Annotated in this window: 11 protein-coding genes; 6 read left to right on the forward strand and 5 right to left on the reverse strand. The window is 60.1% G+C overall.

Annotated features, from left to right (window positions below; translation table 11 throughout):
- Positions 1 to 176: 176 nt before the first annotated feature.
- Entirely contained in the window at positions 177 to 2,528 is a 2,352-nt protein-coding gene (locus PPP56_RS03300) for a glutamine--tRNA ligase/YqeY domain fusion protein (RefSeq protein ID WP_353562611.1), read from the reverse strand.
- A 169-nt stretch (positions 2,529 to 2,697) separates the two neighbouring features.
- On the opposite strand from PPP56_RS03300, the gene PPP56_RS03305 reads away from it, so the two are divergent.
- Complete coding sequence (locus tag PPP56_RS03305) at positions 2,698 to 3,315, forward strand: rhodanese-like domain-containing protein (RefSeq protein ID WP_353562612.1); 618 nt, start codon at positions 2,698 to 2,700, stop codon at positions 3,313 to 3,315.
- Positions 3,316 to 3,714: 399 nt separating this feature from the next.
- Positions 3,715 to 4,245, forward strand: coding sequence for a hotdog fold domain-containing protein (locus PPP56_RS03310; RefSeq protein ID WP_353562613.1), 531 nt, complete (start codon positions 3,715 to 3,717; stop codon positions 4,243 to 4,245).
- A gap of 244 nt (positions 4,246 to 4,489) precedes the next feature.
- Here the strand turns inward: PPP56_RS03310 and groL are convergent, their stop codons facing one another.
- The 3 genes from groL to PPP56_RS03325 form a co-directional block, all read right to left on the reverse strand.
- On the reverse strand, positions 4,490 to 6,115 hold the full coding sequence (groL, locus tag PPP56_RS03315) for a chaperonin GroEL (RefSeq protein WP_353562614.1): 1,626 nt from the start codon (positions 6,113 to 6,115) through the stop codon (positions 4,490 to 4,492).
- Between the two features lie 77 nt (positions 6,116 to 6,192).
- The gene (locus PPP56_RS03320; RefSeq protein ID WP_353562615.1) at positions 6,193 to 6,483 is read right to left on the reverse strand and encodes a co-chaperone GroES; all 291 of its coding nucleotides are present in this window, start codon (positions 6,481 to 6,483) and stop codon (positions 6,193 to 6,195) included.
- A gap of 449 nt (positions 6,484 to 6,932) precedes the next feature.
- Complete coding sequence (locus PPP56_RS03325) at positions 6,933 to 8,465, reverse strand: helix-turn-helix domain-containing protein (protein WP_353562616.1); 1,533 nt, start codon at positions 8,463 to 8,465, stop codon at positions 6,933 to 6,935.
- A gap of 210 nt (positions 8,466 to 8,675) precedes the next feature.
- On the opposite strand from PPP56_RS03325, the gene PPP56_RS03330 reads away from it, so the two are divergent.
- Positions 8,676 to 10,418 carry a malate synthase gene (locus PPP56_RS03330; RefSeq protein WP_353562617.1) on the forward strand — a complete coding sequence of 581 codons (1,743 nt, stop codon included), beginning with the start codon at positions 8,676 to 8,678 and terminating at the stop codon, positions 10,416 to 10,418.
- Between the two features lie 136 nt (positions 10,419 to 10,554).
- Positions 10,555 to 11,856: an isocitrate lyase gene (gene aceA / locus PPP56_RS03335; protein WP_353562618.1), complete on the forward strand. Its 1,302-nt coding sequence runs from the start codon at positions 10,555 to 10,557 to the stop codon at positions 11,854 to 11,856.
- A gap of 215 nt (positions 11,857 to 12,071) precedes the next feature.
- Here the strand turns inward: aceA and PPP56_RS03340 are convergent, their stop codons facing one another.
- Positions 12,072 to 12,446: a hypothetical protein gene (locus PPP56_RS03340; RefSeq protein WP_353562619.1), complete on the reverse strand. Its 375-nt coding sequence runs from the start codon at positions 12,444 to 12,446 to the stop codon at positions 12,072 to 12,074.
- 197 nt (positions 12,447 to 12,643) lie between these two features.
- Between PPP56_RS03340 and PPP56_RS03345 the strand changes: the two genes are divergently transcribed.
- Together PPP56_RS03345 and PPP56_RS03350 are read left to right on the forward strand one after the other, a co-directional pair.
- Positions 12,644 to 13,285: an OmpA family protein gene (locus PPP56_RS03345; protein WP_353562620.1), complete on the forward strand. Its 642-nt coding sequence runs from the start codon at positions 12,644 to 12,646 to the stop codon at positions 13,283 to 13,285.
- Between the two features lie 96 nt (positions 13,286 to 13,381).
- Entirely contained in the window at positions 13,382 to 14,398 is a 1,017-nt protein-coding gene (locus PPP56_RS03350) for a lysylphosphatidylglycerol synthase transmembrane domain-containing protein (protein WP_353562621.1), read from the forward strand.
- Positions 14,399 to 14,557: the final 159 nt, after the last annotated feature.

Here is a 14,557-nt window from a genome sequence, read left to right on the forward strand (position 1 = left end):
TCGTTTAGAAGTTCAGCAACGCCCTCAGCCTGTTCCTCGGTGAAGCCAAGCGCCTTGAGCCGCTTTGAAGCTTTCAGTGTGTCGATTGGCATGGCAAGCCAAATATTTTGATCAGGTTCGCGTGCATATACCATGAAGCGCCATGGGGGTTCATGGTACACAGGCAAAGCAACCTGTTACGCGTCCGACAGCACCTCGCGCAGGGCCGCCTGTGCCTCCTGCGGATCGGCAGAGCCGTTGGTAGCACGCATGATCTGTCCCATGAAGAAGCCCATGAGCTGCTGCTCTCCGTCGCGGAAGCGCGCGGCCTCGTCGGGGTTCTCGTCGGCCACCTGCCGGGCCGCCTCGCGCAGGGCTCCTGCGTCGTCGATCTGCTGCAGCCCCTCGGCCTCGACGATCGCCTCAGGGTCGCCGCCTTCAGACATCATGCGCCCGAAGACGTCGCGTGCGGCGCGGTTGGTGATCACGTCGGTGTCGACCAGACGCACCAGCTCGGCAAACTGGTCGGCATCGAACGGGAGGTCGGCGAGCGACTGGTCCTTGCGGGCGGACTGCAGTTCGTTTACAATCCAGTTTGCCACTGCCTGCGGCGCCTCGTACCGATCCATCACGTCGTGGAAGAACGCACGTAGCGGGGCATCGCCTGCCAGCAGGGCGGCGCCGTCGCGCGTGAGCCCAAAGTCGCCGCGGTACTGCTCGTACACGGCCCGTTCAGCCGCAGAGAGCCGGTCGACCGGGTCGCGCTGTGCGGCCATGGAGCGCTCGCGCTGTTCGCGCTTGGCTTCTTCTTTGGCCCTGCGCTCTGCCTCCAGGTCCACCGCATCCGCATCTTCCGTCCAACGGTCGCGCAGCGGCACAATCTGGTTGAACACGAGCGCGTCTTCCGACGAGTCGTCCGGATCCTGCCAGAAGTACCCCACCCGCTCAAACTGGTAGCGCTGCTCAGCGGGGTCGTCAAGCACGCTGGGCTCAATGATGCCAGTGTGCACCTGCAGCGAGTCAGGATTCAGATGCGTTTTGAAGTCTTCCTCGCCGCCATCGGGCGCCGGCACGGTGAACAGACGGTCGTAGAGGCGCGCCTCAAACGAAAGCCCCGCCTGCGCATCCACCCAGTGGATTACCCCCTGCGGCGCAGGCCCCTCGGCCGGGTCTACGTTGCCTCTGGTGTCGGGGTCGTAGGTGCAGTGCAGCTCGAGGATCGTGCCGTCGTCGTCGCGCACCACCCGCTCGCAGGTAATCACGTAGCTGTTGCGCAGCCGCACCGCGCGGCCCGGCGCCAGGCGGTGGAAGCCCTCAGGGGGATTCTCGCGGAAGTCGTCGCGCTCAATGTAGAGCGTGCGTGAGAACGGCACCGGCCGGCTCCCCTCCCGGTCGATGTCGCGGGGCCAGGAGGATAACTCCATCCATTCGGTTTCATCGGCGGTGTAGTTTGTAATGACGACCTTCAGCGGGTCTATGACCGCCATCACACGCGGGGCGCGGGCATTGAGCGTGTCGCGGATGGCGTGCTCGAAACGGCTGATCTCTACGCGGCTTTCGGTGCGCGTTACACCCACATCGTCGCAGAACGCCCGAACAGCGGCCGGCGGCACACCCCGTCGCCGCAGTCCAGCCAGCGTAGGCAGACGCGGGTCGTCCCAGCCGTCTACGTCGCCGCGCTCGACCAGCTGCAGGAGCTTCCGCTTGCTCATGACCGTGTAGCCCACGTTCAGCCGCGAGAACTCATACTGGTGCGGACGTGCCGCGAGCTTCTCCTCGGGCAGGCAGCGCTCCAGAAGCCAGTCATACACGCGGCGGTTGTTGTCGAACTCCAGCGTGCACAGCGAATGCGTAACGTCCTCGATCGCATCTTCGAGGGGATGGGCAAAGTCGTACATCGGGTAGAGGCACCAGTCGTCCTCGCGCCGGTAGTGGTGCGCGTGCTTGATACGAAAAAGCAGCGGGTCGCGCATGATCATGTGTGGCGATGCCATGTCGATCTTAGCGCGCAGCACGTGGGCCCCATCGGCGAACTCGCCGTCGCGCATGCGCTGCAGCAGGTCCAGGTTCTCCTCTACCGAACGATCGCGGTACGGACTCGGCGTGCCGGGCTTGTTGACCGTGCCCCGGTTTTCGCGAATCTCTTCTTCCGTCTGGCTGTCTACGTACGCATCCCCCTGTTTTACCAGCTGTACCGCGTACTCGTAGAACTGCTCAAAGTAATCGGCTGCGTGGTAGCAGTGCTTGCCCCAGTCGTAGCCGAGCCAGTGCACCGCGTCCTTGATCGCCTCAGCGTACTCCTCGCTCTCGGTCTCCGGGTTGGTGTCGTCGAAGCGCAGGTGGCACTGCGTATCGGCCACGTCGGCATAATCTTCCGCGATGCCAAAGTTGAGGCAGATCGACTTGGCATGGCCCAGGTGCAGGTAGCCGTTGGGCTCAGGCGGAAACCGCGTAACGACCCGGCCGTCGTGCGTATCTGCACGCAGGTCGTCGTTGATAATTTCGCGGATGAAGTTGGTAGCAGGCGGCAAGGCGCGGTTGTCACTCACAGAAGATTAGCCGTTATGGATGACAGAAACGAAAACGGAAGATTCGTAGGAATCCAGCCCTGAAAAGATCCGCCCCCGCCCTGCCTGCACGCACGCTCCATGAATCTACAGGGGTTGGTCTGGGTTTATGCGAACGCCTACGTCCTCCCCACGATATGTTCGCGTACAGATGAAAACGTCTCTTAGCGCAGTCTGGGATCGCCTACGCAACACTCCCGGTTCACGGTGGATGTGGATCGGCATAGGCGCTGGTATCCTCTTTATCGGACTTGCCGGCGGCGCCTGGGCATGGTGGACGCAGAGTCCGCCCGATGCGCGCTGGCAGGCGGTCGATCGCATGATTGAGCGCGCTCACGGCCCGGTGCCCACCATCACAACGGATGAGCTGGCCGAGCGCCTGCAGCGTCCGGACTCGGAGCGCCCCGTACTGCTTGATGCCCGCTCTCCGGAAGAATATGCCGTGAGCCATATCGCAGGTGCGCATCTGTACGACCCGAACAACCCCGACACGGCGCTGCTCGACACGCTCTCTTCTGATCAGCCCATCGCGGTGTACTGCTCGGTTGGGCACCGCTCTGCCGATGTTGTCGCGCGCCTGCAAGAACGCGGGTTCACCCGGGCTGTGAACGTGCGCGGCTCTATCTTCATGTGGGCAAACGAGGGCCGCGAGGTCGTGCGCAACGGGGAAGCCGTTGCCGCTGTGCACCCCTACGACACGATGTGGGGACGTCTCCTTGACGAGCCTCTCCGCGCCGATGCACCGGCCCCATACAGCTCCGGCAAGTAGGTCGCGCGCAGCGCAGAACCGGCGCTGATCCTCTGATAAGGGCCGCGCCGCCCTTACTTCGTCGCTCTTGTTGCGTATCGTTGTTATGCATTTCCACAAGCACCACAGAAGCGCTACAGAAGCAGAGGCTGGCCCTTGACTCTGACACTTCGGTATGCCAACTACTGACGTTGTGACAGGCGCTGCGGCTTTGGCAGCCGCAGTTCTTGTTTCGTTACGTTCACTTCGCGAACCTGCATGCTACGCTGACAGAATCACGCAGCTATACTTGGTGGCATCACTTTGGCAATCCATGCTAAACGGAATGCGGCAATACTTGAGAGCTTCCAACAGCTTTCAGGTCTTATTCCGCTCTTATTCCGCTTCGGTTGTTTTACTAAACATACAGCGTAGACCTCTATGAACAACCACTTTAGGCGACTGGAAAAGCTATACGGACGTTCACATGCGGCATCCACACAGGCCACCGTCTCGTTTGGACGTGCTGTGCTTCACGGCGATATGGGTGACGAGCTGCCAGGCACAACCGCCGCCGAACAGCTGCTCACCGACGCCGCCCGGCTGGCTGCTGGATCGCTCCAGAAAGAGCATGTAGTTAGCGCCGAGCAGTTTGAGATCGATGTGAAGCGCCCCGACTACAGCGGCCCTATTCAAGCCATGGCCCAGGTTATCCTTACAGAACCTCCACGTGCCGTTGTCACCTCGCTTCTGCTCGACGCTGACAATGACATCATCGCGGAAGCCCGTGGCACCTTTGCCCCTACCAAGGAGCAGCTGCCTGATCTCTCAGCGGTAGCCAACGGTTCGTCTGAGGAACACCCCGCTGAACCTCCATCCGATGCACCTTTTGAGGACGGCGACTCAGGGTTGAAGCCCGCTTCCTTCATGCCTGTATTTTCCTCGCCATTTGGCGTCGTCTGCCTGAACTGACGACCTTCCTCACACACCGAAGCGGACCAAGTCTTCACTACAAGTCTCCACTGATTGTACCGCTGGCTTACGGTCAGCGTGTACAGCCCCCGCATAACAACAAAGCCCCTACAGATCATTGCTGTAGGGGCTTTATTGTATGAACTATATGACACCACAGGCACAAAAAACGGAGCGCCTCCAAAAGGAAGCGCTCCGTTTTTAAGTCATACTGGCTGGACTTGGGCTTTGGCCCATCTTTACCTTAAAAGTCCATGTCGCCCATGTCGGGCATGCCGTTGCCGCCTTTATTCTTTGACGGGCGGTTCGCTATCACCGACTCGGTGGTGAGCAGCAGTCCGGCAACCGATCCCGCGTTTTCGAGGGCGCTGCGCGCCACCTTCGTCGGGTCGAGGACGCCCTGCTCAAGCAGCGGGCCGTAGATATCGGTGCGCGCGTTATAGCCGAAGTCGCCTTCGCCCTCTTTCACGTGCTCTACAACGAGCGAGCCTTCAAGGCCGGCGTTCGAAGCGATCTGGCGGAGCGGCTCTTCGAGCGCGCGGCGCACGATCGAGATGCCGATCTCCTGATCCTGGTTCTCCACGTCGAGGTTGTCGAGGGCGTGCAGCGCGCGCAGGTACGCAACGCCCCCGCCGGGCAGCACTCCTTCTTCGATCGCCGCACGCGTGGCGTGAAGCGCATCTTCAACGCGGGCTTTCTTCTCTTTAAGCTCCGGCTCGGTTGCTGCACCCACCTTCAGCACCGCTACGCCACCGGAGAGCTTCGCAAGACGCTCCTGCAGCTTGTCGCGGTCGTAGTCTGAGGTCGCGTTCTCGACCTGCTGGCGGATCTGGTTTACCCGTGCTTTGATCTGCGACTCTTCGCCTGCGCCGTCGACGACGGTCGTCGTATCTTTGTCGATCGTAACGCGGCTGGCTGTGCCCAGGTAGTCGAGCGTAGCGTTTTCAAGACGGTAGCCCTTCTCCTCGCTGACCACTGTACCGCCGGTGAGGACCGCCAGGTCTTCGAGCATGGCCTTACGGCGATCGCCAAAGCCAGGCGCTTTCACTGCCGCCACTTTCAGCGTGCCACGCAGTTTGTTTACCACGAGCGTGGCGAGGGCTTCGCCTTCGATGTTCTCCGCAATGATCAGCAGCGGATTGCTCGTCTGCGCGACCTTCTCCAAAATCGGCAGCAGGTCGTTCATCGACGAGATCTTCTTGTCGTGAATCAGGATCCGCGCGTCTTCGAGGTTCACGACCATGTTGTCGGAATCGGTCACGAAGTAAGGCGACAGGTAGCCGCGATCGAACTGCATACCTTCCACGACATCCAGCTCGGTGTCGAGCCCTTTCGCTTCTTCCACCGTAATAACGCCGTCTTTGCCGACACGCTCGAACGCATCTGCAATCAGCGAGCCGATGGCGGTGTCGTTGTTCGCCGAGATCGTGGCGACCTGGCTGATGTCCTGCTTGCCGTCTACTTCGCGGCTCAGAACGCCCAGTTCAGCAACCACCTCCTGGATGGCCCGCTCGATACCACGCTTCAGGTCCATCGGATTCGACCCGGCCGTTACACTCTTCAGACCCTGCGTCATGATGGCCTGTGCAAGCACGGTCGCCGTGGTCGTGCCGTCGCCGGCTACGTCCGAGGTCTTCGAAGCAACCTCTTTAAGCATCTGTGCGCCGATATTTTCGAGGCGATCCTCGAGGTCAATTTCCTTGGCGACGGTTACCCCGTCTTTGGTGACAGTAGGCGCACCGAAGGATTTCTCAATGAGCACGTTTCGGCCTTTGGGTCCGAGCGTGACCTTTACGGCATTGGCGAGGGTATCTACGCCACGCTTGAGCGCGTTACGTGCTGAAACATCAAAAACAATCTGCTTAGACATAGGAGTTCGATATACGGTGTCTTAAGGGTTGAGATAGGTCTTCAGGAGAGATCGTAGTGTAGCGTGTTACCAACAGATTAGTCGGTAAGACGACCCAGGAGGTCAGACTCCTTTACGATGAGCAGTTCTTCGTCGTCGATCACGACATCGGTGCCTGCGTACTTGCCATAGAGCACCCGGTCGCCCTCGTGCACGCTCATCTCGACGTGCTTGCCATCTTCGGTACGACCCGGTCCGACAGCGACGACGGTGCCTTGCTGCGGCTTCTCCTTGGCCGTATCAGGAATGAACAGTCCGCCAGCAGTCTGCTCGTCAGCAGGAATTGGGCGAATTGCAACGCGGTCGCCCAGAGGTTTGAACGTAGACATAGGATGCGGTACGTATTTGAGATAGATGATTGGGCTGTGTGGCGCCTCGGACAGCAGGCCGTATGGTGGAGGCCAGCAGGCGTCCTGAGCGCTTCAATTACCCGCATAGCAATCCGGGTACCGACCGACACGGCCCGCACCCACTTAACACAAATCGCACACAATCCTTCAGGAGAAGCTGGTTGTTGATAGGTGTACGCCAATGCGTCAGTCTTTTCGCACGAGCGTGTTTATTTTCTTATGCCGTTCTGTTCTGCCACCGTGGCAGCCTGACGCTTCTGTCAGACTCACGGCTCCGCACTGCATGGGCCTGCGCCCCGTATCCTCCTGCCCGTATCCTCCGGCTCGTATCTTCCGGGTCGTATCCCTTCTTTTCCTTATCTCCTCTTGCTTTCCACCTGTTAGCGCATTCACAGATGGCTGCTACGATGATAGTGCGGATGAGTCGCTTATTTTTCAGCCAGCGTGGATTCGGTGAGGTGCTGCAGGGCCTTGATCTGGCGCTGCTCGCGCTGCTCGTTTTCGTAGAGCGAGGGCGGAGCTACGCGCTCCTGGCATTGCGCCTTTGTTAGCGGGCACCGCTCGCAGGTCAGGTTTACGTCGACACGGGGGATGTTGGGATCACGCGAGAACTGCACCTGATTACGGAAGGCGTCATCCATAAGGAAGCCGATCGACACGCATGAGTTGGTCGTGTCTTTTAACGCAAGCGGACGTGCGGTCGACAGCGTGAGGAACTCGGCGTCTGTGTTGATGAAGTACGAGCGTTGAGCGCGTACAACGGCAGGAGCGTCGGGATTATGCGGGCGATTTCCGTTCGACTGCGCTGCGGAAAGGTCTTTCAGGAGCTGTATAGCCGGCCACCGCTGACAGTAGTGCTCGCGCAGTCCGATGCCATGCGGAACCGGAATGCCGGACAGGTTCAGCATTTTGGTAAGGTGGTAGTCGGGCGACCCTTGCTCGTGGTGAAAGCGCAGGAAGAAGAACGCCTGCAGGTCGAAGTGATGCGGCACGAGCTGCGTGAGGCGATAGTAGAGCATCTCGGGCGTTGCCTGGAAGCGATCCATCTGCTCACGCAAGAAATCGCCGCCATCCCACGTAGGCCGGTCAAACCACGTGCGTATTGCTGCCAGGAGCGAGGACTCATTCAAGATGAGCGCACCCGCAAAGTACGATGCTTTGAAGTTGTTAAGTACCTGCTCGAACGACTCCGCCCGGATCCACGATGACGTGCGCGCCCGCTCTTCCAGTCCGAGCACGTTGTAGCCCAATTCACGCGCGTAGATGAATGCGCGCTGGATCGGCATCAGATCGCCGTTTACGTAGAGCGTGGGGGCTCCTCCGTTGACGAAGACCGACCGAAAGGGATGAAGGTCGGGATGGTCGGGCAGCGTCTGGGCGTCGATCGTGTAGTTGAACTCGTCTTCCAGCAGCTGGCGCAGCGTGGTATCTGACAGCGGTGCGTCGGGCGACCAGCCGTGGTCGCGGCGGAACGTATCGGCAGCGTCTTCGAGGTCCGGAAAGTAGTTGTCGTGCAGCTGCTGGTAAGACCGCAGCGCAGCGAAGAGGAAGTGCTCAACCTGCATGTCGTAGGTGCGTCCCACCTCCAGAAAGGTGCGGATGAGCGCGCCGGCCCGCGAGGGCGCATCCGACACGAGTGCAAACACGTCGTGCGGCGCCAGCCCAAACAGCTCGAACGGAAACTCCTGGATGAAAGGCGAGCTGAACATCTCTTTGAGCGGATCGAGCTTGTCGTCGACGCTCAGCGATACGAGGTCGTCGTACGTTACGTTAAACGCCTCGGCCAGCGCCAGCAGCTTATCCGGATTCGGATACTTCTTCCCCTTCTCGATTTCGCTGAGATAGGAGACCGACAGCCCCGAGCGCTCCGACACCTCTCTCAACGACGCATTCTGCTCCTGCCGGAGCGTACGCAGCTTCAGTCCGAGGATAAAGCGCAGGTTTTCAGGACGCATGGCCATAGAAAGAGGTCGGCAAGTGGTGGGGAAATTAGCAGCAATCAAATTATTCGCTCTCAGCGAAGTTTCTTTAACCAGCTGTGAATACGCCTCAGGATGGCCCAAGAATATCCCCTGGTAGCGAAATTTCGCTTGACAAGTAGTTTCGCAGTTCGTATTCATGGTAGTGCATTCATGATCGACATCCCCGGGGCCAAACCATTAAGAGGGCTTATGACTACTGCATCGCTCGACGTTCAACCGTCAACTACTACATGGACCAAGCTCGCCGACGGCGTTGAAATCAACGAGGAAGCGCTTACGCCACAGGCCAAAACGCTTCTCACTGACGATGTCGTCGCCCTGCTGGCAAAGGCGCACCGCCGGTTTGAGCACGAGCGCCAGACACTGCTCGCGGCGCGTCGCACCCGGCAGGATGCGTACGACGACGGCGAATTGCCTGGCTTCTTGCCCGAAGAGGAGCATCCAGACGCTCACACCGACTGGCAGGTGAACCCGCTCCCTCAGGATCTGCTGCAGCGCCGTGTGGAGATCACCGGGCCCGTCAACGACCCGAAGATGGTGATCAACATGCTGAGCCGCACCGACGACGGGCACCGGGCTGATGCTGCGATGCTCGACTTTGAGGACGCGATGAAGCCCACCTGGCCCAACGTGATGCAGGGCGTGCAGAACGTGAAGGAAGCTGCCGAGGGCGCCCTGAGCTTCACAAAGACCGATGCCGACGGAAACGCGGTCAAAGAGTACGCCATCGACCCCGACGACATGCCCCTCCTGATGGTACGGGTGCGCGGCCTGCATCTTTACGAGTCGAACCTGCTTGTCAACAACATTCCCGTGTCGGGCGGACTGCTCGACCTGGTGCTTACGGCCTATCACACGGCGCAGACGCTCATTGATCAGGGCAAAACGCCAAAGTACTATATCCCAAAGGTTGAGCATTACGAAGAGGCGCGCTGGTGGAATACCGTGCTATCGTTTATCGAGGCTGAGCTGGGTATCGACGACGGCACCGTCAAGACAACGCTCCTGATTGAGACGCTGGAGGCGGCCTTTCAGATGGAGGAGATTCTCTATGAGATGCGCACACATGCAGCGGGCCTGAACGGCGGACGCTGGGACAAGATCTTCAGCGATATCAAGGTGCTTAAAGCGCACGACGACCGCATCATGGCCGACCGCAACTCCATCGGCATGAACCGGTCGTGGATGTCTAATTACGTGAAGCAGCTTATCCGCGTCTGCCACAAGCACGGCGCATTCGGCATGGGCGGCATGGCCCCGCAAACGCCCGGACGCACCGAGGCGATGCGCAAGCAGCAGGTCGAGAAGGTCGTTGCCGATAAAGAGTTTGAGGCGTCGATCGGCCACGACGGCTGCTGGGTGTCGCACCCGTACTTCATCGGTCCGGCCATGAAGCCGTTCAATGAGAAGCTGAAGGCGAAAGGCACCACGCATCAGCTCGACGTTATTCCTGATCTGCCCGACCAGCCCGACCTGCTCCCCAAATCTACCAGTCCGAAAACCCTCGACGGCGTGCGCGTGAATGTGCGCGTGGCCATCGGGTACATGCAAGGCTGGGGTAATGATTATGGATGCGTGGCGTGGGACAACCGCATGGAAGATCTCGCCACCTTTGAAATCTCGCGTGCCCAGGTGTGGCAGTGGCTACACCACGAAGTCACTCTTGATGACGGCACCGATGTTACGCCCGAGCTGGTAACCCACGTCTTTGACGAGGAGATCGCTGTCATCGAATCTGAAGTCGAAGACGTCATGGAGGGCGCCTCCGATGAAGCGATTGAATCCACGAAGGCCTCGTTTCGGACTGCGCGCGCCTGTGCCGAGGATATCTTCCTTGAAGATCAGTTCCGTGCGTTTCTGACATGTGCCTCCGAACGCTTTGGCGACGAAGCGCACAAGGAAGCGCTTCTCCGCGAAGATTCATGCGTGTAGGCGCAGGGGCCCTGTGCCCCACTCCCCCTACGGCCCGGCTGAGCCTGTTAGCCCTCCCGGTTCCGAGCAGTGAACCCCACCGACCAATCATCGACTTGTCCTTTACGGGACATCACCTTTACTACGAGGTACTTTTATGACAGACGCAACCACCCCAACCAACAAAGAGCGCATCGAAGCGCTTGAGCAAGACTGGGCCCAAAATCCCCGTTGGAACGGCATTGAGCGCACCTATACCGCCGAAGACGTAATCCGCCTGCGTGGCTCCTTCGACATGTCGTATACCCTCGCCGAGCGGGGCGCCGACCGCCTGTGGGACCTGCTCCACAACGAAGACTATGTGGCGGCCCTGGGTGCACTCACCGGCAACCAAGCTATGCAGCAGGTAAAGGCCGGACTCAAAGCCATCTATCTGAGCGGCTGGCAAGTGGCGGCCGACGCCAACCTGTCGCGCCAGATGTACCCCGACCAGAGCCTCTACGCTTCGAATAGTGCGCCCGATGTGGTGCGCCGCATCAACAACACGCTGAAGCGTGCCGACGAGCTACATCACGCTGAAGGGAATGGCGACGACACCTACTGGATGGCCCCCATCATGGCCGACGCCGAAGCCGGACACGGGGGCGTGCTGCATGCCTTCGAGCTCATGAAGTCTATGATCGAAGCGGGCGCTGCCGGTGTTCACTACGAAGATCAGCTGGCTGCTGAGAAGAAGTGCGGCCACCTGGGCGGCAAGGTGCTCATCCCCACGCAGCAGTTTGTGGAAGTGCTTACCAGCGCTCGCCTGGCTGCCGACGTGATGGGCGTGCCCACGCTCATTGTAGCCCGCACCGACGCCGACAGCGCCACGCTCCTTACCAGCGATGTCGACGAGCGCGACCGTCCGTTTATTACGAGCGAGACGCGCACCAGCGAAGGCTTTCACCGCATCTCGGGCGGACTGGAGATGGCTACCGCGCGCAGCCTGGCATATGCGCCGTATGCCGACTTGCTCTGGTTTGAAACGTCGAAGCCCGATCTGGAGGAGGCGAAGGCCTTTGCCGATGCCATTCATGAGCAGTATCCTGGCAAGATGCTGGCGTACAACTGCTCTCCTTCTTTCAACTGGAAGGCGCATCTCGACGACGATACCATCGCCACCTTCCAACAGGAGCTGGGCAAGATGGGATATGCGTTCCAGTTCATCACACTGGCTGGCTTCCATGCCCTCAACCACAGCATGTTCACGCTCGCCAAAGGGTACAGCGAGCGCGGCATGGCAGCGTACTCTGAGCTCCAGCAATCCGAGTTCGCGAGTGAGGCTGACGGCTATACCGCCACGAAGCACCAGCGCGAGGTGGGCACGGGCTACTTCGATGAGATCAAGAACACGATCACTGGAGGCGAATCCGAAACAGCTGCCATGAAGGGCTCAACCGAAGAAGCGCAGTTCGCCTAAACGCACCTCGTCTAAACGACGTTACCTAAACGACATCGCCGGAGCAGACTGCGGCACGCCCGCCCGTCTGCGAATGTCACCTGCTGCAGGGACAGCCGCCACGCGCGCAAGCGCCGGTCGCTGTCCCTGTAGTAGTTTGCATAGCGGTGAACTGGAGCGTGCGCTCTCCTGATAGATTTTTCTGGAGTAAGCAGGGTGCACTTGCGTGTCAGCAGCTATGCTGTTGCCGCCATCAAGATGGTAAACAGGATATAGAAGGGGATGCCGAACGTCCCCATCAGCAGAAACGAGGTGAGCAGCGCGGCCCGGTTCGACAGCTCTCCGCGAAACCAGAGTCGCCATCGCAAGGTGAGCATCGGCCAGTTCATCAGATGGCACGCGGCAAACAGCAGGCAGATTACCGTGAGCTCAGTCGTTGGCTGCAGTGGCAGGATGTGCGCCACGGGCACTGTAAAGATAAACAGTCCAAGAAAGACAAATGCTGCCAGTACAGAACCGATGTGCCGATCCATAATATCGCTCGTCTGCAGCAGAGGCGGACGCCCTGACTGAGCGCGAGCGGGCCGTACGGGGCGTGACCGGTTGGCCATAATGAGCGTGCTGTTTGGGGTTCAGCAGTGAATGGTTACTTAACGGCGCATCCAAACTCTTGTGCCCTTCATTCCAACTTCTATAGAAAGAGCGGCCTTTCATCCCGTAAAGGTGTTGCAAAAGAGTGGTGCAATCCCCATCTTGAGACGAGATACCTTACGTCATCCCCCTGCTTTCGCTAAACAGTTACTTCGCTATGCGCCCTTTTTCTGCACTGCGCACCTCCGTTCCCCTGCTGGGAGCGGTTTTTCTGCTGATTGTTGGCACTGCATGCCAGTCGTCTGAACCCGGCATTGACCCTGCTGAGCTTGAGGGCCTGGAGGGTCAGGTCAGCGCCCTGCAGAGCGAGATTGAATCGCTTGAGAACGAGCTTGCCGCGCTGCGCCGCGAGAACTCACAGCTTCGCAGCCGCCTCTCCGACCAAGAGCAGCGCCGTGGCGAGACCGTAGAGGTGCTCTCAACGGACCTCTTCTTTGAAAGTGGCAGCGCCCAGCTCACCCCGGAAGGCGTAGAGCGTCTCGTAGACGTAGCCCAGAAGCTTCGTGGGCAGTTTTCGGATCGCGTGGTGCGCGTTGAGGGGTACACGGACAACAAGCCCATCGGCGACCGGCTCAGCCGCATCTTTGCCAGCAACTGGGAGCTCTCTGCCGCACGCGCTTCTGCAGTCGTGCGCCACCTGCAATGGACCCACGAGCTTTCGCCTAACCGGTTTGAGGTTGTTGGATTCGGGCAGTACCAGCCCATCGCCACCAACGAAACCGCCGAAGGACGTAGCGAGAACCGGCGCGTGCGTGTTGCCGTGCTTCCTGCAAACCAGCCGATCACTGCTGGCGAGTAGGTGCCAAGAGTGCAGGAGCCAGTGAGCCCTCTCTGCAGCACATGCCTTTACCAACGGTCACCTGATTTTGTATTTGCCCGGTAGCACGGCTCTACCATGGCCTCCTTTCGTTCTCGTGTTGCCACCGCGGTAAAGGCGCTGCTGGCGGTGCTTGTTGTGGGCTACCTGGTGCTGTACGTCGACCCCGCTGCAATCTGGGCCACCGCACGGTCCGCCAATTCGTGGCTCCTGGCCCTTGCAGTGGCTATGGTGCTGCCCAACCTGTGGGGCAACGCCCGGGCATGGGCCGCGCTGATGCATCCCCTCATGCCGCGCATGTCTACCCGCGTGATGTGGCGCGCCGTCATGGCCGGGTTTGCTGTCGGGTTCTTCACTCCCGCACGAGTTGGCGAGTACGCGGGTCGCGCTTTTAGCGTGACGTATCCCAACAAATGGTCGGTTACCGCTACCGTGCTTCTGCAGCGCCTGATCGATCTCGTGATCGGACTGTGGGGCGGTACGCTGGTCCTTGCGTACGTGTGGACAAGCGGATCGCTGCCCGAAAACGTAGGGTGGGGCATTGGCTGGGAGGTCGTTCTCGGTGCAGGCATTGGGTTTGCCGGAGGCGTAACCGCTCTGCTCCTCGCCCCGCGTATGGTGCTCGGCATCGTCCGCTGGCTCCCCGATCGCTGGGTGTCCTGGCGCGCGCATCTCTCGTTCCTGGAGCGCCTCTCCATGCGATCCGTGGCAGCTTCGTTTGCCTGGTCGGCATTCCGGTACCTGGTCTTCATCGCACAGATGGCGGTGCTCGTACAGGCGTTTGATCCCGAGGTCGCGTTTGCGGGCGCTTTCGCCGGATCCGTTCTGGCATACTATATCCGGTACCTGCTACCTGCAGTTACGCTCATGGACCTCGGCGTGCGCGAGGGGGCAGCGGTGTTTTTTCTGCCGCTGTTCGGCGCCGACCCGGCCGCTGCGCTCAACGCGGCCCTCGCTGTATTTGCACTCAACATTGCAGCCCCCTCGCTCGTAGGTGTGCTGTTCATACGTGGCCTTTCCTTTAAGCACGCCGCCGTTCCGGCAGCGCATGCCGCGTCTTCAGCACCCGATGACCAACCCTCCTCGTCTGCATGACGCCTTCCTCGCTCTGGCTCTTCGTGGGCATCCCCCTTGGCCTGTACGTCGTAGGCATGGCCCTGCTCGCTTACGGACGCCTGCGGAGCGCCCGAAACGTATCCGCCGACGCGCCCCCTGCGTGTATCTCAGTTGTGGTGCCTGCACGCAACGAAGCCT

This window comes from Longimonas sp. (genome assembly GCF_040409695.1).
Taxonomy (GTDB): Bacteria; Bacteroidota; Rhodothermia; order Rhodothermales; family Salinibacteraceae; genus Longimonas.